Origin of the sequence: Massilia sp. W12 (genome assembly GCF_037300705.1) — a bacterium.
GTDB lineage: Bacteria > Pseudomonadota > Gammaproteobacteria > Burkholderiales > Burkholderiaceae_D > JACPVY01.
Genome location: NZ_CP147776.1, coordinates 1,984,692 through 2,005,223 on the forward strand (window position 1 = coordinate 1,984,692; position 20,532 = coordinate 2,005,223).

Annotated in this window: 16 protein-coding genes and 1 other RNA gene; 5 read left to right on the plus strand and 12 right to left on the minus strand. The window is 59.4% G+C overall.

The window, feature by feature from the left end; genetic code table 11:
* Positions 1 to 24: 24 nt before the first annotated feature.
* Positions 25 to 993, minus strand: a complete 969-nt coding sequence (locus V8J88_RS07965; protein WP_338848859.1) for a transglycosylase SLT domain-containing protein — start codon at positions 991 to 993, stop codon at positions 25 to 27.
* 603 nt (positions 994 to 1,596) lie between these two features.
* Here V8J88_RS07965 and ubiD point away from each other — a divergent pair.
* The 5 genes from ubiD (at position 1,597) to recR (ending at position 6,598) form a co-directional block, all read left to right on the plus strand.
* On the plus strand, positions 1,597 to 3,081 hold the full coding sequence (ubiD, locus tag V8J88_RS07970; protein ID WP_338848861.1) for a 4-hydroxy-3-polyprenylbenzoate decarboxylase: 1,485 nt from the start codon (positions 1,597 to 1,599) through the stop codon (positions 3,079 to 3,081).
* A gap of 63 nt (positions 3,082 to 3,144) precedes the next feature.
* An RNA gene (ffs, locus tag V8J88_RS07975) (signal recognition particle sRNA small type) lies at positions 3,145 to 3,243 on the plus strand.
* 236 nt (positions 3,244 to 3,479) lie between these two features.
* A complete protein-coding gene (locus V8J88_RS07980) occupies positions 3,480 to 5,639 on the plus strand; it encodes a DNA polymerase III subunit gamma/tau (protein WP_338848863.1) in 2,160 nt (719 codons plus the stop codon).
* Positions 5,640 to 5,667: 28 nt separating this feature from the next.
* A complete protein-coding gene (locus tag V8J88_RS07985) occupies positions 5,668 to 5,994 on the plus strand; it encodes a YbaB/EbfC family nucleoid-associated protein (RefSeq protein WP_338848864.1) in 327 nt (108 codons plus the stop codon).
* A 7-nt stretch (positions 5,995 to 6,001) separates the two neighbouring features.
* Positions 6,002 to 6,598, plus strand: coding sequence for a recombination mediator RecR (gene recR, locus V8J88_RS07990; protein ID WP_338848866.1), 597 nt, complete (start codon positions 6,002 to 6,004; stop codon positions 6,596 to 6,598).
* A gap of 158 nt (positions 6,599 to 6,756) precedes the next feature.
* Here the strand turns inward: recR and V8J88_RS07995 are convergent, their stop codons facing one another.
* The 11 genes from V8J88_RS07995 to ileS all read right to left on the minus strand — a co-directional run bounded on the left by V8J88_RS07995 (position 6,757) and on the right by ileS (position 20,479).
* Positions 6,757 to 7,050 (minus strand): hypothetical protein, encoded by a 294-nt coding sequence (locus tag V8J88_RS07995; protein ID WP_338848868.1) that lies wholly within the window; start codon positions 7,048 to 7,050, stop codon positions 6,757 to 6,759.
* A 142-nt stretch (positions 7,051 to 7,192) separates the two neighbouring features.
* Positions 7,193 to 7,564, minus strand: a complete 372-nt coding sequence (locus V8J88_RS08000) for a hypothetical protein (protein ID WP_338848869.1) — start codon at positions 7,562 to 7,564, stop codon at positions 7,193 to 7,195.
* A gap of 54 nt (positions 7,565 to 7,618) precedes the next feature.
* Positions 7,619 to 10,717, minus strand: coding sequence for an efflux RND transporter permease subunit (locus tag V8J88_RS08005; protein ID WP_338848870.1), 3,099 nt, complete (start codon positions 10,715 to 10,717; stop codon positions 7,619 to 7,621).
* A gap of 8 nt (positions 10,718 to 10,725) precedes the next feature.
* Positions 10,726 to 11,835 carry an efflux RND transporter periplasmic adaptor subunit gene (locus V8J88_RS08010; RefSeq protein WP_338848871.1) on the minus strand — a complete coding sequence of 370 codons (1,110 nt, stop codon included), beginning with the start codon at positions 11,833 to 11,835 and terminating at the stop codon, positions 10,726 to 10,728.
* 1 nt (position 11,836) lies between these two features.
* Complete coding sequence (locus V8J88_RS08015) at positions 11,837 to 12,409, minus strand: hypothetical protein (protein ID WP_338848873.1); 573 nt, start codon at positions 12,407 to 12,409, stop codon at positions 11,837 to 11,839.
* Positions 12,406 to 13,647: a TolC family protein gene (locus tag V8J88_RS08020; protein ID WP_338848874.1), complete on the minus strand. Its 1,242-nt coding sequence runs from the start codon at positions 13,645 to 13,647 to the stop codon at positions 12,406 to 12,408. Before V8J88_RS08020 ends, V8J88_RS08015 begins: the two co-directional genes overlap by 4 nt.
* Positions 13,647 to 15,305 (minus strand): alkaline phosphatase family protein, encoded by a 1,659-nt coding sequence (locus tag V8J88_RS08025; protein ID WP_338848875.1) that lies wholly within the window; start codon positions 15,303 to 15,305, stop codon positions 13,647 to 13,649. Before V8J88_RS08025 ends, V8J88_RS08020 begins: the two co-directional genes overlap by 1 nt.
* Positions 15,306 to 15,345: 40 nt before the next feature.
* Complete coding sequence (locus V8J88_RS08030) at positions 15,346 to 15,816, minus strand: GNAT family N-acetyltransferase (RefSeq protein ID WP_338848876.1); 471 nt, start codon at positions 15,814 to 15,816, stop codon at positions 15,346 to 15,348.
* Positions 15,813 to 17,015, minus strand: a complete 1,203-nt coding sequence (coaBC, locus tag V8J88_RS08035; protein ID WP_338848877.1) for a bifunctional phosphopantothenoylcysteine decarboxylase/phosphopantothenate--cysteine ligase CoaBC — start codon at positions 17,013 to 17,015, stop codon at positions 15,813 to 15,815. The genes V8J88_RS08030 and coaBC overlap by 4 nt, the downstream gene beginning before the upstream one ends.
* Positions 17,012 to 17,536 carry a signal peptidase II gene (gene lspA, locus V8J88_RS08040; protein ID WP_338848878.1) on the minus strand — a complete coding sequence of 175 codons (525 nt, stop codon included), beginning with the start codon at positions 17,534 to 17,536 and terminating at the stop codon, positions 17,012 to 17,014. Before lspA ends, coaBC begins: the two co-directional genes overlap by 4 nt.
* Positions 17,537 to 17,590: 54 nt before the next feature.
* On the minus strand, positions 17,591 to 20,479 hold the full coding sequence (ileS, locus tag V8J88_RS08045) for an isoleucine--tRNA ligase (RefSeq protein WP_338848879.1): 2,889 nt from the start codon (positions 20,477 to 20,479) through the stop codon (positions 17,591 to 17,593).
* Positions 20,480 to 20,532: the final 53 nt, after the last annotated feature.

Here is a 20,532-nt window from a genome sequence, read left to right on the forward strand (position 1 = left end):
CCTGTTTCCTGATCCAGCGGTTTTTCACAGCGCCGCCAGCTGCTGTTCCGCCTTTGACGGCGTCTCGATTTTGGTATTGTTGGCTGCCGCCAAACCGGATTGGGTGGAGACGTTCTTGCCGCCCGCCACTTCCTTGAGCCGGCTGTATTCCGCCAGCACCCGATTGCCGTAGCCGGAATCGGAGGAAAACGCGGCGGCCCCCACATAGCTCTTCAACGCCCCCTCGACCGAGCCGTCGCGCGCCATATAATCCTTGAGGATTTGCGCGCCGACGCGGATATTCGCATGCGGATTCAAGGCTTCTTTCAAGCCGCCGATCTGTGCGAACTTCTCATGGTGCACTTTGGACATGACTTGCATCAAGCCTTGCGCCCCCATCGGGCTTTCGGCATACGGATTGAAACCCGATTCCACCGCCATCACGGCCAGAATCAGCAAAGGATCAAGCTTGAATTCACGCGCAGTGGCATAGCTGGTCGCCACCAGCATGCTGGCCGCATCGCGCGCCACCCGGTAACGCTTGGACAGCCACAGGCTGACTTGCAGCTGCTCTTGCAAGGTATGCTTGTCGGCTGCGGCATGCCGCGCGGCCGGCGTGAAAGGGCTTTTCGCCAGCGCGGCAGGGGCCTCGACTTTAGCCGCATGCAGCGTTTCGCTGTGTTTTGCCGCCACGGCCAGCGTGTTGTTGCCGGCTGCCGGCGCCACAATCGCGGCGGGGGCCGGATCTGCCGCTTTGGCGGCTGTTTGAGGCTGGTTGGCGTGTTTGGCAAATTGCGGCAATTCATGCAGCCAATCCCGCATTTGCTGGGAGAACTCAGGCTTGAAGTTCATCAAAGCCAGAACGATCAAGACACCCAGGCCGATTAAGCTCAAGGTGTGATGGGCGGTGGTCAGAATCCCCACAGCCGTGCGGCGCACTACAACCGCCCAGGCGATAGGCATCAATGCCACCATGCGCAATATGACAATCGCGCGTTTTATTGCATTTAACATAGACTTCCCCTGAATCTCGACGGCAAAGCGCGGCCCTTGTTGCAAGGGCGTACCTTGCCGCTCATCAGTATTACCGTTTGCCGCGAGGCGCAGAGATGCTCACATGTCGTGAAGCAGCGGCGGCTTGACGCCATGCCGCGCGGAAAATCCGCTCAGTCTGCCGCATGCTGCGGGCAAACGCCGACTTGTCTGCGGGAAATGCCGGACAGCAAACATCCGGTGGCAGACAATGGTTCGGGGGGCGAAGCTTGCGCTTCCTTGAAAAACACTCCTTCATGTTTGTGGGGCCCCGATACCCCGTTGATGATAGGCAGTCAATTCAGAGGCCAGGTTATGCGGGCGGCGGGTTTGAGGCCGATCTGCAAACTTGGCGCCTGATTCACTGCTGCTCATACCTGGCAGGCCAAGGTGGCGGCACAGGCTTTGGATCAGGTTGGCCAGATTGTAGGGGGGTGTTTATATCAAGTCAATACTATAGAAATTAAATTTCATAACTTTTATGTCTTGAAATTTTTGGTGCATTGCGGCAAAACTGAATAAAATCAAGCACTTGGAAAAATGTCTTGAACAATAGAGTTCGGACTCAAGGTAACCAATAAACACATGAAATATACAGATTTGCGAGATTTTATTGCCCGCTTGCAAGAAATCGGCGAACTCAAGCGCGTGGCTATCCCGGTTTCCCCGCATTTGGAGATGACTGAGCTGTGCGACCGCACCTTGCGCGCCGGCGGCCCGGCCCTGTTATTTGAAAAGCCCAGCGGCCACAGCATGCCGGTGCTGGGAAATTTATTTGGCACAACCCGCCGCGTGGCCATGGGCATGGGGGCGCAGGATCTGACTGAATTGCGCCGTATCGGCCATGTGCTGGCCAGCCTGAAAGAACCGGAACCGCCCAAAGGCTTTAAAGATGTGCTGGGCTTGGGCCAATTGGTCAAGGCGGTATGGGATATGGCGCCAAAACTGGAGCGTGGCGCGCCATGTCAGGAAATTGTGTGGGAAGGTGAGCAAGTCGATTTGGCCGGATTGCCGATTCAATATTGCTGGCCGGGCGACGCCGCACCCTTGATCACCTGGGGCCTGGTGATTACGCGCGGGCCGAATAAAAAGCGGCAGAATCTGGGGATTTACCGCCAGCAGGTGATTGCGCGCAATCAAGTGATTATGCGCTGGCTGGCGCACCGTGGCGGCGCACTCGATTTCCGCGAACATGCCTTGAAAAATCCGGGGCAACCCTATCCCGTTGCAGTTGCGCTGGGCGCAGATCCGGCCACCATTTTGGGCGCCGTCACGCCGGTGCCGGACAGCCTGTCGGAATATCAATTCGCCGGACTCCTGCGCGGTTCGCGCACCCGCTTGACGCAAGCCATCGGCAGCGCCTTGCAAGTGCCGGCTTCAGCGGAAATTATTCTGGAAGGGCATATTTACCCGGACCCTGCCCATCCCAGCGGATTTCAACACGCGCTGGAAGGCCCGTATGGCGACCATACCGGCTACTACAATGAACAGGACTGGTTTCCGGTGTTTACCATCGACCGCATCACCATGCGGCGTGACCCGATTTACCACTCGACTTACACCGGCAAGCCGCCGGATGAGCCGGCGGTGCTGGGGCTGGCCTTAAATGAAGTGTTTGTGCCGCTGTTGCAAAAACAATTCTCAGAAATCACGGATTTCTATCTGCCGCCGGAAGGATGCAGCTATCGCATGGCGATTGTGCAGATGAAAAAAGCCTATGCCGGCCACGCCAAGCGCGTGATGTTCGGGGTGTGGAGCTTTTTGCGACAATTCATGTACACCAAATTCATTGTGGTGGTGGATGAGGATGTGAATATCCGCGACTGGCAGGAGGTGATCTGGGCGATTACCACGCGCGTCGATCCGCTGCGCGACACCGTGATGGTGGATAGCACGCCGATTGATTATCTGGACTTCGCTTCGCCGGTTTCAGGTCTGGGCAGCAAAATGGGCTTGGACGCCACCAATAAATGGCCGGGCGAAACCAATCGAGAATGGGGCAGGGTAATTACCATGGATCAGGCGGTCAAAACCCGCGTTGATCAGCTGTGGCAGGAACTGGGTTTATAGTTGCGGCATGGAAATACGCCGGATTTTGGCGTGGCGCCGCAAAAAGCGGTTATAATGCGCGCTGGCGGGCCCCTGCGCATTGTGGGGCGGTGAACCTGGTCAGGTCGGGAACGAAGCAGCCACAGCCGTTTACTGCAAGTGCCGCAGATCAGGCTCGCCTCCTTATTTTTTTTGTATGCGCATGCTGTGCGCATACAGTCTTCATAGCAGTCTGCATTTCTGTTTTTATATTCCTGTTCTGCCCTCCTGTGCCACCGGTCGCTTTTCCGTCCGGCTTTGCGCCTGCGCCCATCCTTTTTGGTTTGATGTTCACGCCTTGCGTCTGCGCTTGCCTGCGGCATGCATCAAACGCGCGCGCCGCAAGTTTTTCAGCATTCCATGCTGTACAATCTCGCACCATGTCCTATCAAGTACTCGCCCGCAAATATCGTCCGAAAAACTTCGCGACCCTGGTTGGCCAGGAGCACGTGGTGCGCGCGCTCAGCCATGCGCTGGCCACGCAACGCCTGCACCACGCCTATCTGTTTACCGGCACACGCGGGGTGGGCAAGACCACACTCTCGCGTATTCTGGCCAAATGCTTTAACTGCATCGGCCCGGACGGGCAGGGCGGCATTACCGCAGAACCATGCGGCCAATGCGAAGTCTGCAGCGCGATTGACGCCGGCCGCTTTGTTGATTACATCGAAATGGACGCGGCCTCCAATCGCGGCGTGGATGAAATGGCGCAATTGCTGGAGCAGGCGATTTACGCGCCTTCCAATGCGCGCTTCAAAGTCTATATGATCGACGAAGTGCACATGCTCACCAATACCGCTTTCAACGCCATGTTGAAAACCCTGGAAGAGCCGCCGCCGCATATCAAATTCATTCTGGCCACCACCGATCCGCAAAAAATCCCGGTCACGGTCTTGTCGCGCTGTCTGCAATTCAATCTCAAGCAAATGCCGCCTGGCCACATCGTGGGCCATTTGCAAAATCTCTTGCAGACCGAGCAGGTCGAGTTCGAGACCCCTGCGTTGCGCTTGCTGGCGCAAGGCGCGCACGGCTCCATGCGCGATGCGCTCTCCCTGACTGATCAGGCGATTGCTTATGCCGCCGGCAAAGTGACGCTGGATGCGGTGCAAGGTATGTTGGGCGCGCTGGATCAAAGTTTTCTGTTACGCCTGCTCGATGCCTTGGCGCGCGAGGATGGCCCGGCCATGCTGGCGGTGGCCGATGAGATGGCCGCGCGCAGCCTCTCTTACAATACCGCGCTGCAAGACTTGGCCACCCTGTTGCATCAATTGGCGTTAGCGCAGATTGTGCCGCAAGCCTTGCCCGAAGATATCCCCGAGCGCGAAGAAGTCATGCGTTTAGCCGGCGTATTTGACGCCGAAGACGTGCAACTGTATTACCAGATCGCGATTTTGGGCCGCAATGAACTGGGCTTGGCCCCGGATGAATACGCCGGTTTTGCGATGACGCTGCTGCGCATGCTGGCGTTTGCGCCGGGCAATCGCGGCGGCGGTGGCGGCGGCGGGCAGCATGCGCCGACCCCGCCAGCGCCAGCGCCAGCGTTAACCCGTCCCGCACAGGCGGCGGCGAATCAAGCCGCGCCGGCTCCGGCCAGCAGCATGGCAGCGCCGGCTGTGAATGCAGCGCCCGCCGCCGCGCCGCAGCACAGCGCAGCCGCGCCCGCCGCGCAGAGTGCTGCGGCAAATGGACAAAAGCTCAGTCCGGCCCGCTTAGCACTGCAGGCAGCGCTCGGTAAACATGCCTCGCCAGCGCCAAGCCGCGCCGCTGCGCCCGTTCCGGCGCCGGCGCCGGCGCCAACCCCGGCGCCAGCGCCTGTTGCAGCCGAGCAGGCTGCAGTGCGCGTCACTCCTGCGCCGCGCGCGCCGCAAGCCGCGCCGCAAAGCGCGCCCAAAGCAGAAGCCAGCCGCAAAGCCGACGATGTGCCGCCCTGGGTGGATGAAGGCAATTGGCAGGATGAGCAATTTTTCGCCAGTCAGCAGGCGCCGGAATTTGCGCTTGATGTTGACGCGGCGCCGGCATCTGCGCCGCCGTCCGCTGTTTCCGGCCAGCAGGCGCAGAACAAGGCCGCGCCGGCTCTGCCGCAAGAACCAATCCCGCCTTATGAGGCGCAGCCCTTGCCCGGTTTGGATTGGGATGGCGATTGGCCAGCCCTGGCCGCTTCATTGCAGCTCTCAGGGTTTGCCCAGGAGGCGGCGAATAATATGGAATTGGCGCAAGCGCGCTTTGACGGCAATACCCTGCTGTTTGAATTGCGCTGCATCACCACCACCCATAGCGAAGAACCCTATTTGGACAAAATCGCCCAGGTCTTGACGCAACGTTTTGCGCGCCCGGTGCGCCTGCAAATCACGGAAGTGACGCGGGTGTGGCATACCGCCCATGTGCGCGCTGAGCTGGCGCGCGCGGCGCGTCAGCGTGAAGCCGAGGCGGAAGTGCAAAACGATCCTTTTGTCAAACAATTGCAAGCCGATTTTGGCGCTTTCATCACTCCGGATTCGGTGCACCCCATCGACCCGGAGCCGCAAGCGCTGGCGGCTTGAGAAATCCCGTTTTATTTGGAGAGAAGCAATGATGAAAAATCAACTCGCTGGCTTGATGAAACAAGCGCAAGCCATGCAGGAAAACATGAAGCGTGCGCAAGATCAACTGGCGCAAATTGAAGTTGAAGGCGTGTCCGGCGCCGGCATGGTGAAAGTCATCATGACTTGCAAAAACGAAGTGCGCCGCGTCACCATCGACCCCAGCCTGTTGGCCGATGACAAAGACATGCTGGAAGATCTGGTGGCGGCGGCTTTCAATGACGCCGTGCGCCGCGCCGCGCAAACCGCAGAAGAAAAAATGAGCGGCCTGACCGCCGGCATGCCCTTGCCGCCAGGCTTCAAGATGCCGTTCTGATTGATCGGTGAAAACCGCAACCGCGCTGGATGCGCTGAGCGAAGCGCTGCGCCGCCTGCCGGGCATCGGCCCGAAGTCGGCGCAGCGCATCGCCTTTCATTTGCTGCGCCACGAGCGCGACACGGCAGCTCAATTGGCGCAAGCCCTGCAAGACGCATTGGCGCGCGTGCAATACTGCCGCTTGTGCAACACCTTTACCGAAACCGAAATTTGCGACACCTGCGCCGATGACAGCCGCGACCCCGGTTTGTTATGCGTGGTGGAAAGTCCGGCAGACCAATGGATGATTGAGCAGACCCTGACTTATAAAGGGCGCTATTTTGTCTTGATGGGCCGGCTCTCGCCGCTGGATGGCATTGGGCCGAAAGACATTCAACTTGAACGCCTGATCAGCCGCGCCTTGGATGGCCTGGTGCGCGAAGTGGTGTTGGCCACCAATTTCACCAATGAAGGCGAAGCCACCGCTTACTACATCGCGCAAATGCTGAAGTCACGCGGCTTAAAAGTCAGCCGCCTGGCGCGCGGCGTGCCGGTGGGAGGCGAGCTGGAGTATGTGGATGCGGGCACGATTGCGCGGGCGATGCTGGATAGGCATGATACTTGAGTCATGACCGGGTTGTTCACTGCTTGGATTGTGACTATTCAGCCTCTTACGTATCTGTTCTGGACTTGTTTCAAGGTATTTGAACGTCTGCGGCTCATATTGCTTATCCCTCGTGGAAATTCCTTTGTTATTCCTGGACGCTAAAATGCGTGAATATCTCAGTTTCCTGTCCGCAACAACACCCGGGCAAACCCCGCAAAAGCCGCGCCAAACAGCAGCAAACTGATGACGCCATCTTGCAAGCGTGCGGAAAATTCGCTGGCGATCATCAGCGGGGCCAGGGCGGCCCAGAGCAGATTGGACGGGAAGGTGGAAAATGGCAGATGGGCGTGGCCGTTCAAATGCGGCCATTGAAGATAGAGCATCAGCACGGCGCCTGCCAGCAGATAGGCCAGTAAAAGTCTGGCGACGACGCCAGCTTTGCCTGGGCCGGGACGTTTGTCTCCACGCATCTGTTTGCCTCCTTGAGCGGTCTGAACGGACGCCTGCGCAGACTTGAGCGGCAGGCAAGGCCGGCTTCCTTGGCAAAAGCGCAGCGCTATGGCATGCGCCTTGCCGCAAGCAAGGGCGGCAGGGCGCTATGCAAATCGCGGCTTACTTCACCACAAAACGCACCTGCACCTTTTTCTTATCTGCAAAGGTGATTGCCGCGACAGCCTTGGCTCCGGCTTTCAGCTGCGCGGCGCCTTCGACTTGCAATTGGTTTTCGGCGGCGGGTTTAAGAACGAATTCTTCTTTTTTGGCGCCGTTTAACACTGTCAGCTTACCGCTGGCGCCGGCGGTGGCGACCGGTTTGTCGTGGTCGTCCACATAAATCACGGTCTTATTGTCACGGCTGACCAGCTCGTATTGCACATCATCCACACTGCGCACAATGCCGCCATGGCGCGCTTCGGCTTCATGGGCGAACGCCGCCTGGGTGCTGCAAGCGGCCAATATGATGGCGCGGGCAATCCACTGTTTCATTTCAATTCTCCATCCTGCGGCGACTTGGAACAGGGCGTCGCCTTGGCCCCATGGCTAAAACGCTTCATTGTCTTGCGCTGTGCACAGCGCTTGCAAGGGTTTGGCGCCGACCTTCCAAAACATCAACGGCGTCAGCAAACTGTCAAGCAGGGTTGAGCTGATCAAACCGCCGAAAATCACCACCGCCACCGGATGCAGGATTTCTTTGCCCGGCGCATCTGCCGCCAGCAGCAAGGGCGTCAAGGCAAACGCGGCCACCAGCGCAGTCATCAAGACCGGGGTTAAGCGCTCCAGCGAACCGCGCACAATCATGGCCTGGCTGAATTGCTCGCCTTCAAATTTGCATAAATTGATGTAATGGCTGATTTTCAAAATGCCATTCCGGGTGGCGATGCCGGACAGCGTGACAAAGCCGACCAGGGAGGCCACTGACAAAGGCTGGCCGGACAGCCACAGCGCGATGATGCCGCCCACCATGGCCAGGGGAATATTCCCCATGATCACCGCCGCCAGCATGGCAGAGCGGTAGCGCGTATATAACACCAGGAAAATCAGCAGCAGCGAGAGCAGGGCGAGCAGGGCGATTAAACGCATGGCTTGTTCCTGGGCTTGGAATTGGCCCTCGATGCTGATGAAATAGCCCGCCGGCAAGGCTTGTTTGGCGACTTCGCGGCGGATGTCGGCGATTACGCGCGCCATATCCGCGCCGGCGGTGTTGGCGTACACAATGATGCGGCGGCGGCCGTTTTCGCGTCCGATCTGATTCGGCCCATCGGCTTCTTCCACACTGGCCAGATGCGAGAGTGGAATCTTGCCGGCTGGCGTATCCAGCAAAACCTGTGCTAAATCCAGTGGCCGGCGTTGTGATTCGGGCAGCCGCAGCACCAACTCAAAGCGGCGCGCGCCATCCACCACCTGCGCTACCCGTTCGCCCTCAGTCAAGCTTTGCAAGACTTGCAAGGCTTCGCCCGGGGCGATGCCATATTGCGCCGCTTTGCGGTAATCCAGGCGCACTTTGATTTGTGGAATCAAGACCTGGCGCTCGACCGTCAAATCCACCAGGCCGGGCGTGGGGGCAATGCGGCTGCGCAAATTTTCCGCCAGCGTGCGCAGGGTGTCGGTGTCATCGCCATACACTTTGAGTGCGATTTGCGCGCGCACCCCGGAAAGTAAATGATCGAGGCGGTGGGAAATCGGCTGGCCGATTGCGATGGCGGCAGGCAGTACCGACAAATTGCGGCGGATTTCGGCCAGCACTTCTTCGCGCTTTCGGTCTGAGGGTTTTAAGTCAATATCAATTTCAGAGGAATGCACCCCTTCCGCATGTTCATCCAGCTCGGCGCGTCCGCTGCGGCGGCCAACTTTGCGCACTTCCGGCGTTTGCTTGATCAGTGTTTCCGCCAAGGCCCCGATGCGGTTGGCTTCTTCCAGCGAGGCGCCGGGATTGAGCATGAGCGACATCACCAGCGAACCTTCATTAAATGCCGGCAGGAAGCTGCGCGCGAAAAACGGCGTGCTGGCCAGACACAGCAGACACAGCAGGCCGGCCGCCGCCAGAATACGGTTCGCGCGCGGGAATGACCATACCAAGAGCGCCTGGTCCCAGGCTTTCAAGCGCCGCACCAGCGGGCTGTCGCCATGCGCCAGTTGCGGCATGCGCGGCAGCAGATAATAGGCGAGCACCGGTGTGAGCGTCATCGACACCAGCATCGAGGCCAGAATCGAGACAATATAGGCAATCCCGAGCGGGGCGAACAGGCGGCCTTCGATGCCCGGCAGCGCAAACAGGGGCACAAACACCAAGACCACAATCGCGGTGGCATACACGATGCCGGAACGCACTTCGACCGAGGCGCGCCAAATCACTTGCAATAGCGGCGGGCCGTCTGGCGTTCGCTGCTTTAAGCGGCGCAGAATATTTTCCACATCCACCACCGCATCATCCACCAACTCGCCAATCGCAATCGCCAAGCCGCCCAGTGTCATCACATTGATGGATTGGCCGAATGCATGAAAAGCCAGCGCCGCCACCGCCAGCGATAGCGGAATGGCAATCAGCGAAATCGCCGTGCTGCGCCAATTCAGCAAAAACGCGAACAAGACGATGGCCACCAGAATCGCGCCATCGCGCAGGGCTTGCGTCACATTATCAATCGAGGCTTGAATGAAATCAGCCTGGCGGAATAAGACTTCCGGAGCCGCCATTCCCGCCGGCAGGCCGGGTTTCATATCCTGCAGCGCGGCTTCAATCTGGCGCGTGAGTTGCAAGGTATCCGCCGCCGGCTGTTTTTGCACGCTGACAATCACCGCAGGCTTGCCGTTTAAGCCGGCGTCGCCGCGTTTTTGCGCCGCCGCCCAGCGCACGGCAGCCACCTGTTCCAGCAATAGCGGCAGGCCATCGCGCAGCCCCAGCGGCAAACCTTGCACATCTTCCAGCCGATTGCTGCGGCCTAAATGGCGGATCAAATATTCACGTCCGTTCAAATCAATAAAGCCGCCGCTGGCGTTGCCGGCAAAGCCGCGCAAAGCGCTCTCTATTTGCGCCAGTGAGACGCCGAATTGCGCCATGCGCGCCAGATCCGGCTCAATCCGTATCTGCCGCACTTCACCGCCAATCGGGATCACTTGCGAGACGCCGGGAATCGACAGCAGGCGCGGGCGCAAGACAAAATCGGCATACTCGCGCGCTTGCATCGGCATCCCTTTGGCCGGCTCAAGCGGCAAGCCGATCAACATGATTTCGCCCATGATGGAGGAGACTGGCCCCATCACCGGACTGACGCCGGCGGGCAATTGCTCACGCAGCACATTCAAGCGCTCGGCCACCATTTGCCGGTTGCGATAGATCTCGGTGTTCCATTCAAATTCGGCGTATACAATCGATAAGCCGGCGCTGGAGGTGGAGCGCACGCGCGAGACGCCAGGCATGCCATTCAAGGCAGTCTCAATCGGAAAGGAAACCAGGGTTTCGACTTCTTCCGGCGCCATGCCGCCGGCCTCAGTCAAGACGGTCACCACCGGCTTATTCAAATCCGGAAACACATCCAGCGGGGTGCGCTGGGCGATGATGGCGCCATACACCATCATCATCAGGGCAGCGGCCAGCACAAACAGCCGGTTGCGCAAGCTGATGGCGACAATCCAGTTAAACATGCTGCGCCTTATTTGATTTGATTGATCAGGGACGCGCCTTCACTCACCACCCGGTTTTCCGGCGACAAGCCTTTGCTGATCAGCACGGTGTTGGCGTCCAATGCGCGCGCGCTAACCGGCATGGCGATAAAGCGCTCGGCCCCGGCTTTGATCCAGACCACATTTTCATTCGCGCTGTTGCGCACCAGGGCTTGCGAGGGCAGCGCAATGCCGGGCGTCTTTTCTTTGAGCTGGGCCAAGACGGTCAGCGGTTGCGCCAGGGCCAGGGCGGCGCCTTTGCTGTCCAACTGAAAATATAGAGGTAACACGCCGTCGCGCATGCCGGCCCCGGCCCCGCGCAAATGTAATTGCACTTGCGGCATGCCGGCCACGCTGGCGCTGGCGATGCGTGTGCGCAGACTGGCGTCGCTGCTGTGCGCCAGCACCATCAGGCGCGCCGGGTCCATGATTTCAAACAATACCTCGCGCCCCTCCACCAATTGGCCAAGGCGCACTTCTTGATGCGCGATGAGACCGGCCACGGGCGCGCGCAGCGCCAGTTTTTCCCTGCTGGCGGCAACTGCCTGTTCGCGCGCTTGCAGACTGGCGAGTTCTGCGCTGGCGGCATCGACTTCCTTTTGCGCCACCACGCCTTCCAACATGTGCAAGCGCGCAAGTTTTTGCGCCGCCAGTTTGCGCATGGCGCGCAATTCAGCCAATTGCGCCGTTTGATTCGCCATTTCTTGCGCAGAATATTGCGGCGTCAGATAGGCCAGAATTTGATTTTTTTCGACCTTGGCGCCAGGCAGTGGCAATCCCTGTGGTCCGGCTTCAATGCGCCCGGCAAAAGGCGCTTGCACGCGTCCTGCGGCGCCCGGATCGGCTTGCACCCGCCCATTCAAGCTCACGGTTTGTGCGTATTCGCCTGCGCGCGCCGGCAAGGTGCGGATGGCCAGCCGGCGCTGTGCCGCTTTCGGGATAAACACACTGCCATCGGGCAGGCGCTGGATGCTATCCGGTGTGGTGTTGGCAGGCCCCGCGTCGAGGTGTTCGCCATTCGGGCCATGTGCGCCAGGCCCGGCTATGGCGCTATGCGCGGCTAAGCCCAGACACAGCATCAGACAGGTGAGGGCGCGCATATTATGCTCCCGCGCGGCGGCGGCGCCAGGCGCGCGCAGCCAGCATGGCCCCGCCTGCTGAGAGCAGCGCAGCGGCAACTCCGGCGCTGCGCCAATTCAGGCCGGGCGCGCCAGAGGCTGGTGCGGATTGGGGCGCATTGACTTCCAGCACGCCTTCAAGCAAATCGCTGTCTTCACCATTTTCCAAGGTGAACAAGAGCGCGTGTTTGCCGGGTTTGGCCAAAGCTTGCAAGAATTGCGCGTCCTTGATGAGGTAATCGCCGTGCGCGGCTTGCAATGCGGCCTGCAGTTTGCGCCCGTTGAATTCAACCTCAAGCTTGGCTTGCAACACCGGCGCATTGCTGTCATAGCGGTCGATCCAGATGGAGAAGGCATCGTGTTGCAAGCGGGCGGTTAATTCATAGGCCTCGCTGAATGTTTCCAAACGCGGCGCGGCCTGGCTTGTGCTTGCGCTGTGCGCCGGCGGGTCCAGATGCTCGCCATTCGGGCCATGTGCGCCCGGCCCGGCCAGCGCTGGCGTATGCAAGGCAGCGTTGAGCGCCAACGCCAAGCCGATTCCCAATTTGCATCTCATGGCAAATTCCCCCAAGCCTGATGGATTCGCGCTTGCGCCAAGCCCAAGGCGATGTGCGCTTGCGCCAGTGCGGCTTGCGCTTCGTGTTGCAGCGTTTGCGCGCGCAGCCGCTCGGCCAGCCCGCGTTCGCCCAGCCGGAACGCTTTTTCCATCAATACCACATATTCCCGGCTCAGTGTGCTGCGTTGTTGCGCGGCTTGCAAGCCGGCCTGCGCTTGCTGCAAACGCGTTTGCGCCACGCTGATGTCGGCTTTGATTTGCATTTCCTGCTGCGTCAAGGCGATATGGGCGCCTTGCAGCCGGCTGTTGGCAGCGGCCTGCGCCAGCTGGTTTTGTGGATTGGCGCCGAGTGGAATTTGCACAGACAGGGCCAGACTGTGGCTGGCCGCGCCGCGCCCTTCCTGTTCACGTTTGAGGCGCATGCCCAGCGTGGGCGGTGCGTAACGCAAAGCGTGTTGCGTCTTCAGGGCGGCGCTGGCGACTGCTTGCGCCTGGCGCGCCGCCGCCAGCAGCGGGTGCTGTGCGAGCGCGCTGTCTGACGGCGCCTGTAAATAGGCGGGCGGCACAGGTTCAGGGCTGGATTCCGGGGGCGCGCTTTGTCCGCTGAGCAATTGCCAATGCTTGCGCTTTTCCGAAAGCGCTGTTTGCGCTGCATGCAAGTCAGTGTGCGCGCGCAAGACTTCCTGTTGCGCCAGCAAGAGTTCGGCGCGCGCCAGTGCGCCGGCTTGCACACTTTGCGCGGCTTGCTGGCGCAATTGCTCCACATGTTGCACATGGTCTTGTGTTTCTTCCAGGGCGGCCTGGGCAGCCGCCAGCGCCCACAGACTGTCGCGCAATTCACCGGCCAGCTGCAAGCGCAGCGCGTGCAATTGCGCCTGCGCATACCCGGCTTCGTGGCCCGCCAAATGCTGGCGCGCCTGTTGTTGCGCCGGCAGCCAAAGCGGCGCAGACAAGGCGATTTCTGTTTCACGCAGACGCGCCCCGTCAGCGCTTGGATTCAGGCTGCGGTTATGTCCCAGCTCCAGGCGTGCGGCATCGGCCAGCTGGCTTTGCGCCAGATTTTGCGCGAATACCGCCTCGTCTTGTCTGGCTTGCAGTAATTGCGCTTGCGGCGCGTGGCGCCAGGCGCTCTCAAGTGCTGCGCGCAAGGCAATGCGCGCCGCCTCCTGAGCTGTCGCCGGCGCTTGGCACAGCAGGCCAAACGCCAGCACCGCCCAGAACTGCCGCGCGCAGGCCATCAGCGCAGCGCTTCAAGCAAAACCCGCCCCTCGCTCGCGGCAGGGGGACGGATGCGCAGCAAATGCGCCAGCGTCGGCGCAATATCCATGACTTCCGCGTACTGGCCGTAATACGCCGGCTTGATCCAGGGTTTGCCCATGATCAACAGCGGCACATTGGTGTCATACGCATACGGTGAGCCGTGCGATGTGCCGCTGTTGCTGGAGCCGAAATACCACCAGGGGCGCAGGCTGACCAGAAAGTCGCCCGACACCTGACGATGCCAGGCGCGTTGCATCAAGCGCGCTTCACGCGTTGCCGGCAGCGCGCCGCTTTCCAGCTGGCTGCGGGTATATACATTGGATACCCCTTCTTGCTGCAGAATCAGGCGCGCCACAAATTGCTCCACTTCACTGCGGGACAGTCCTTTGGCGGCCAGCAGATCAGCGTCAAGCGTGAAATTCGGCGCGGAACCGTAAAATAATTTGTCCACCCCGTATTTTTCTTGCAGCGCCTTATTCACCAGCGCCATCAATTTGCGCGAATCAACCCGTCCCGCATCCTGTTTTTGCTGACTCTTGGCGAATTCCGGGGTGTTTGGAAAACCATGGTCAGCCGTCAGCACCACCACGATGTTTTGCATCCCGATGCGCTTATCCAGCCATTGGAAAAATTGGCCTAATTGCTGATCCAGGTGGAATAAATGATCATGCGATTTTTTGTGCTCCGGCCCCAGTTCGTGATTGATGTAATCATGCGAAGACAGGCTGATGGCCAGCAGATCGCTGACGCCGGCCGGATTGGCGCCGAGCTGCTCGCCTTCAATTGCGGCGCGCGCAAAATCCAGGGTCAATTGATCGACATACGGCCCGCCTTTGAGTTCTTCATAATATTCGGCGTCCGGCTTGCCGCTCTTGCTGACAAACACTTCTTCAAATCCGGCGCCATGCGGGCAGGCCGCTTTGGTTTGCGGCGCTTCGCCGCTGTAGGCGGCATATTTGGCCGGCGGCTGCGCCAGACACCAGGGTTTGCCGTAGAAGCGGTCTTGCGGTTTGGCGGCGGCATATTTTTGCACCCAGGACGGATGTTGCGCCATGTAATAGCTGCTGCTGGCGAAGTTGCCGCTCTTGCCCATATACATATACGCCTGTCCCGCTTTACCGGCCAATAAAATCGCGCCGCGATCTTTGCCGGAGACGGCGATGACTTTGGCTTGATTGCCGCTGGCGTAACGCAGCTCATCGCCCAGTGTCGAGACGCGCAGATTGGCCGGTGAGGTGCCGTCCGATTCTTTGGTTTCTTCCCCCAGGTATTGATAGCGCGTATCTTGCGTGCAATACATCGGCTTTTTGCTCTTGTTGTCGATCCAGCCATTGCTGATCACGCCGTGCTGCGAGGGATAGGCGCCGGATAAAATCGCGGCGTGTCCGACTGCGGTGAAGGTGATGCCGTGCGCCTGATGCGCATCGCTGAAACTGGCGCCGTTTTGCAGCAGGGTTTTAAAGCCGCCCTGGAAATGCGCGCGGTTGCGCATCACTTGTTCATTCGGCAAACCATCGACCACCAGCACCAGCACCAGTTTGGGCATGGCCGCAGCCGGGGCCGGTTTATCAGCAGCGCTGGCCGGCAGTGCGGCGCAACTCAAGCCTAAAGCACACAGCAAAGGGAGAAGCTTCATTGCGGATTCCTTGTCAAAGCAAACAAAAGTCAGTCCGGTTTTATAGCGTCGCCTCCATGAAAGCTGGAACCGGGATAAAACCGTATTCTTGATACAGGCTGCGCCCATCTTCGCTGGCGTGCAGCCAGACGCGGGGGCAGTCACGCAAGCGCGCTTCAGCCAGCGCGGCTTGCAAAACCATGCGCGCGGCGCCCCGGCGGCGCCAGGCCGGCAGCGTCATCATATTCAGTAAATACGCTTCACGCCCGTGCAAATTGCCGGGGTAGGGCGGGCGTTGAAACAGCGCCAGACTGCCGCACGCCACCACCTGATCTTGTGCCGTGACCACCCAGCTGACGCAGTTTTGATCATCCAGATGGCGTGAGAAATAGGCATGATTGGCTTGCCGCACTTGCGCATATCCGCTCTGGCCGGTGAGGATGCCGCCTTCAGCAAATAAGGCCATGCGCAAATCCAGCATTGCTTCCAGATGCGCCATTTGCGCACGCTGCAGCAGCAGCTCTGTGCTCATGCCTGCGCCTTGAAGCGCTGTGCGATTTCCAGCACCAGGTCTTGCGCCAATTGTTTTTTATCCGCCGGCCCCATCGCTTTGTGGCCATCGGCGTCAAACAAAACCAGGCTGTTATGATCCTGGCCAAAGGTTTGCGGCCCCAGATTGCCCACCAACAGCGGGACACCTTTGCGCGCACGCTTTTGCGCACCGTATTCCAGCAGATTTTCCGATTCAGCAGCAAAGCCGACGCAATACGGGGCTTGCGGCAGCGCGGCGACGGTGGCCAGAATATCCGGGTTTTGCACAAATTCGAGCTGCGGCGTTTTGCCAGCCGCATCTTTCTTCAGCTTTTGCTCGCTGCTGTTGGCCACGCGCCAATCCGCCACCGCCGCCACCGCCACAAACAGATCCTGCGCAGCGATATGGCTGAGCGTCACATCATGCATTTGCTGTGCGCTTTGCACATTGATGCGCTGCACCCCATACGGCGCGCTTAAGGCGGTGGGGCCGGACACCAGCAGCACTTCGGCCCCGGCGGCGCGCGCCGCGCGCGCAATCGCATAGCCCATTTTGCCGGAAGACAGATTGGTGATGCCGCGCACCGGGTCAATCGCTTCAAAGGTCGGCCCGGCGGTGACCAGCATGCGCTTGCCGGCCAGCAGCTTGGGCATGAACAGCGCTTCGATTTCCTGCAGCAGATCAGGCGGCTCAAGCATGCGTCCCATGCCGTGCTCACCGCAGGCCTGGGCGCCGGCGTCAGGGCCTGCCAACAGCACGCCATCTGCTTGCAAAAGGCGCAGATTTCTTTGCAAGGCCGGGTTTTGCCACATTTCCACATTCATCGCCGGCGCCGCCAGCAAGGGCAGGTGAGCCGGGCGCGCCATGCATAAGGTGGACAGCAGATCGTCGCACAAGCCATGCGCCAGCTTGCCCAGAAAATCGGCGGAAGCGGGGGCGATGATGATCGCGTCCGCATCACGCGTGAGATCGATGTGCGCCATATTATTGGCTATCCGCGCATCCCATTGCGAGTCATACACCGTCTGTCCCGAGAGCGCTTGCATGGTGACAGCGGTGATGAAGTGCTGCGCCGCATCCGTCATGACCACTTGCACACTGGCGCCGGCTTTTTTCAAGCTGCGCACCAGTTCCGCCACTTTATAGCAGGCGATGCCGCCGCTCATGCCCAAGACCAGGCGCTTGCCTTGCAGATTCATGCTTTTTCCCTTTGCACACGGCGGAATTCATCCACAATGAATAAGACCGCGCCGACGCAGATCGCCGAGTCAGCCAGATTAAACGCCGGCCAGCTCATGCCCTGATAGTGGAAATCGAGAAAATCCACCACCTTGCCGTAGGCGATGCGGTCGATCACATTGCCGATTGCACCGCCCAAAATCAGTGACATGGCCCAGCAAAACAGGCGCTGACCGCCAGCGCGCGCCAGCAACCAGGTGATGTAAATCGCCGCCACTACGCCCAGCACAGTGAAAAACCAGCGCTGCCAGCCGCCGGCATTGGCTAAAAATGAAAACGCTGCGCCGGGGTTATACACAAAGCGCAAATTGAAAAATGAGGTGATGGGAATGACCTGGCCTTCGCTCATGGTTTTGAACACCGTGATTTTGGTGATCTGATCCAAAAGGATGATGATGGCGGCGATGCCAAGCCAGGGCAGCAAGCGGTTATTCGCGCCGGTTTTTGCAGGCGCTGCAGCGGGGGATTTTTTGCCGGCCATAGCAGAAGTCAAAAAAACCCGCAGGACATGCCTGCGGGCAGGGTTGAGAAATAATTATGCAAACTGCCGCGATTCGCCAGCGCCAAACAAATTGGCGTCACAGCGCGCGCAGATTTCCGGGTGTTCCGGGTTGACGCCGACATCGGCGCGGTAATGCCAGCAGCGTTCGCATTTTTGATGCGCGCTGGCGTCAGCCCGCACTTGCAAGGCGCCATCCGCGCTGATACTGAGCGCAACTTCAGAGGTGATGAAGATAAAGCGCAGATCATCGCCCAGCGAAGCCAGCAGCGCGTGATCTTCCGCATTGCTGGCCAATTGCAAACAGGCTTGCAGGGAAGAACCGATCTTGCCTTCGCCGCGCAAGACTTCCAATTCCTTCATCACCACATCGCGGATTTCACGCAAACGCGCATATTTGGCTAATAAAGCGTCGCCATCGCGCACCAGCGGTTGCTGGTAGTAGGTCTGGGTAAACAGGGTTTCATCGCTTTCCGCATATTGTTTTTTGCTGGCGAAATAGCCCCAGGCTTCTTCGCAAGTGAAAGACAAAATCGGCGCCAGCAGGCGCAGCAAGCCGTGCGTGATATGCATTAAGGCGGTTTGCGCCGAACGGCGCGCCTTTGAGCTGACGCCGGCGGTATACAAACGGTCTTTCAGGATATCCAGATAAAAACCGCCCAAGTCTTCCGAACAATACGACTGCAGCTTGGCCACAACCGGGTGGAATTCATAGCGCTCATAATGGGCCAGGATGTCTTGCTGCAATTGATCCATGGCGGCAATCGCCCAGCGGTCGATCTCAAACAGATCGGCAGTTGGCAAGGCGTCCTGTTCCTGATCAAAGTCAGAAGTGTTGGCCAGTAAAAAGCGCAGGGTGTTGCGGATGCGGCGATAGCTTTCCGTAACGCGCTTTAAGATTTCATCCGAGATCGACAGCTCGCCTGAATAATCGGTGGCGGCAGTCCACAAGCGCAGGATGTCAGCGCCCAGGGTGTTAAACACCTTGCCCGGCTCGACCACATTGCCGACCGATTTTGACATCTTGCGTCCTTCGCCATCCACCGCAAAACCGTGCGTCAGCAGCGCTTTGTATGGCGCGCGGCCATCCAGCATGCTGCCGGTCAAGAGCGAAGAATGGAACCAGCCGCGATGCTGGTCGCTGCCTTCCAGATACAAATCGACTTGCCCGGCTTCCGGCGCGCAGTCAGGGTGTGAGCCGGCCAACACTGTTTTATGGGTAGTGCCGGAATCAAACCAAACGTCCAGCGTGTCGCGGTTTTTTTCATATTGATCGGCGTCTGCGCCCAAGAGCTGCGCGGGATCGAGTTGATGCCAGGCTTCGATGCCGCCAGCCTCGATCAATTGCGCCACTTTTTCCAGCAAGGCCGGGGTGTCAGGATGCAGATTGCCGCTTTCCTTGTGCACAAAAAACGCCATCGGCACGCCCCATTGGCGCTGGCGCGAGAGTGTCCAGTCCGGGCGGTTGGCGATCATGCCCTGCAGGCGCGCACGGCCCCAGGCCGGGTAGAAGGCAGTGGCGTCCACTGCCGCCAGCGCGGTTTCACGCAGGCTCTTGCCGCCGGCGACTTCAGTTTTATCCATGCTGGCGAACCACTGCGAGGTGGCGCGGTACACGATGGGCGTCTTATGACGCCAGCAATGCATATAGCTGTGATCAAACATCACCAGCTTGAACAGGCTGCCGGCGGCTTCCAGCGCGCCGCAGATCGGCTTGCTGGCTTCCCAGATGGTCATGCCGGCAAACAGCGGCAGCCAGGAAGCGTATTGGCCATTGCCCAACACCGGTTTCAAGATGTCATCATCTTGCATGCCGTAACGCTTGCAGGTCTGGAAGTCGTCCACGCCATACGCGGGTGAGGAGTGCACCACGCCGGTGCCGCTGTCCTTGGTCACATAGTCGGCCAATTGCACCGGCGACAGGCGGGCAAAGCCCGGATCCTGGCTGGCCAGGGGATGATGGAAGGCCACCAACTCCAGCGCCGCGCCTTTACAGGTGGCCAGCGCCTCGCCCGTCATGCCATAGCGGCTTAAGCAGGATTCCACCAGATCTTGCGCCAGGATCAAGAGCACATCCTGTTCGCCACGCTTGGCGCGCACCAGGGCGTAGTCAAATTCCGGGTGCATATTCAGGGCCTGGTTGGCCGGGATGGTCCAGGGCGTGGTGGTCCAGATCACACACCAGCCAGGCAGGGTTTGCCCATTGGCGTCGGCGGGCAGGGCGTTTAAGCCAAAAGCGGCGGCGACTTTTTCATTTTGCGCAAAGGCAAAGCCGACATCGATCGCCGGATCGCGCTTGTCTTTGTACTCCACTTCCGCTTCAGCCAGCGCAGAGCCGCAATCAAAGCACCAGTTGACCGGCTTCAAACCCCGGTAGATATAGCCTTTTTCCAGCATCTTGCCCAAAGCGCGCAGTTCTTCCGCCTCGTTTTGGAAATGCATGGTTTTATACGGATTATCCCAGTCGCCTAAGACGCCTAAGCGCATAAAGGTTTCTTTTTGACGCTCGATCTGGCCTTGCGCATAAGCGCGCGCCTTTTCCAGCACTTCAGTGGTCGGCAAGCCTTTGCCGAATTGTTTTTCGATTTGGATTTCGATTGGCATGCCATGGCAATCCCAGCCCGGCACATACGGCGCGTCAAACCCGGCCATGGTGCGCGACTTGACCACGATGTCTTTTAAGATTTTGTTTAAGGCGTGGCCCATGTGCAAATCGCCATTCGCATAAGGCGGGCCGTCATGCAGCACAAAACGGGGCCGGCCTTGCGCGGCTTTGCGCACGCGTTGATAGATTTTCTTTTGCTGCCATTCTTTGAGCCACTGCGGTTCACGCTTGGCTAAGTCGCCGCGCATCGGGAACGCGGTTTCCGTCATATTTACCGGATATTTGCTTGCCGGCTTGGCGCCGGATTTTTGATCAGACATGATTTTTCCAAAAAAAGGATGCAGGCGGCTGGGGCCGCGCGGGAAATTCGGTG

What these genes read in the sequence shown, in the direction of transcription:
- V8J88_RS08010 (WP_338848871.1), bottom strand. Translation starts at nt 11,835, where the DNA reads ATGCGCGCCCTCACCTGTCTGATGCTGTGTCTGGGCTTAGCCGCGCAT.
- V8J88_RS08025 (WP_338848875.1), bottom strand. Translation starts at nt 15,305, where the DNA reads ATGAAGCTTCTCCCTTTGCTGTGTGCTTTAGGCTTGAGTTGCGCCGCA.
- V8J88_RS08015 (WP_338848873.1), bottom strand. Translation starts at nt 12,409, where the DNA reads ATGAGATGCAAATTGGGAATCGGCTTGGCGTTGGCGCTCAACGCTGCC.
- V8J88_RS08030 (WP_338848876.1), bottom strand. Translation starts at nt 15,816, where the DNA reads ATGAGCACAGAGCTGCTGCTGCAGCGTGCGCAAATGGCGCATCTGGAA.
- coaBC (WP_338848877.1), bottom strand. Translation starts at nt 17,015, where the DNA reads ATGAATCTGCAAGGCAAGCGCCTGGTCTTGGGCATGAGCGGCGGCATC.
- V8J88_RS07995 (WP_338848868.1), bottom strand. Translation starts at nt 7,050, where the DNA reads ATGCGTGGAGACAAACGTCCCGGCCCAGGCAAAGCTGGCGTCGTCGCC.
- ubiD (WP_338848861.1), top strand. Translation starts at nt 1,597, where the DNA reads ATGAAATATACAGATTTGCGAGATTTTATTGCCCGCTTGCAAGAAATC.
- V8J88_RS07965 (WP_338848859.1), bottom strand. Translation starts at nt 993, where the DNA reads ATGTTAAATGCAATAAAACGCGCGATTGTCATATTGCGCATGGTGGCA.
- V8J88_RS07980 (WP_338848863.1), top strand. Translation starts at nt 3,480, where the DNA reads ATGTCCTATCAAGTACTCGCCCGCAAATATCGTCCGAAAAACTTCGCG.
- V8J88_RS08005 (WP_338848870.1), bottom strand. Translation starts at nt 10,717, where the DNA reads ATGTTTAACTGGATTGTCGCCATCAGCTTGCGCAACCGGCTGTTTGTG.
- ileS (WP_338848879.1), bottom strand. Translation starts at nt 20,479, where the DNA reads ATGTCTGATCAAAAATCCGGCGCCAAGCCGGCAAGCAAATATCCGGTA.
- lspA (WP_338848878.1), bottom strand. Translation starts at nt 17,536, where the DNA reads ATGGCCGGCAAAAAATCCCCCGCTGCAGCGCCTGCAAAAACCGGCGCG.
- V8J88_RS08020 (WP_338848874.1), bottom strand. Translation starts at nt 13,647, where the DNA reads ATGGCCTGCGCGCGGCAGTTCTGGGCGGTGCTGGCGTTTGGCCTGCTG.
- V8J88_RS08000 (WP_338848869.1), bottom strand. Translation starts at nt 7,564, where the DNA reads ATGAAACAGTGGATTGCCCGCGCCATCATATTGGCCGCTTGCAGCACC.
- V8J88_RS07985 (WP_338848864.1), top strand. Translation starts at nt 5,668, where the DNA reads ATGATGAAAAATCAACTCGCTGGCTTGATGAAACAAGCGCAAGCCATG.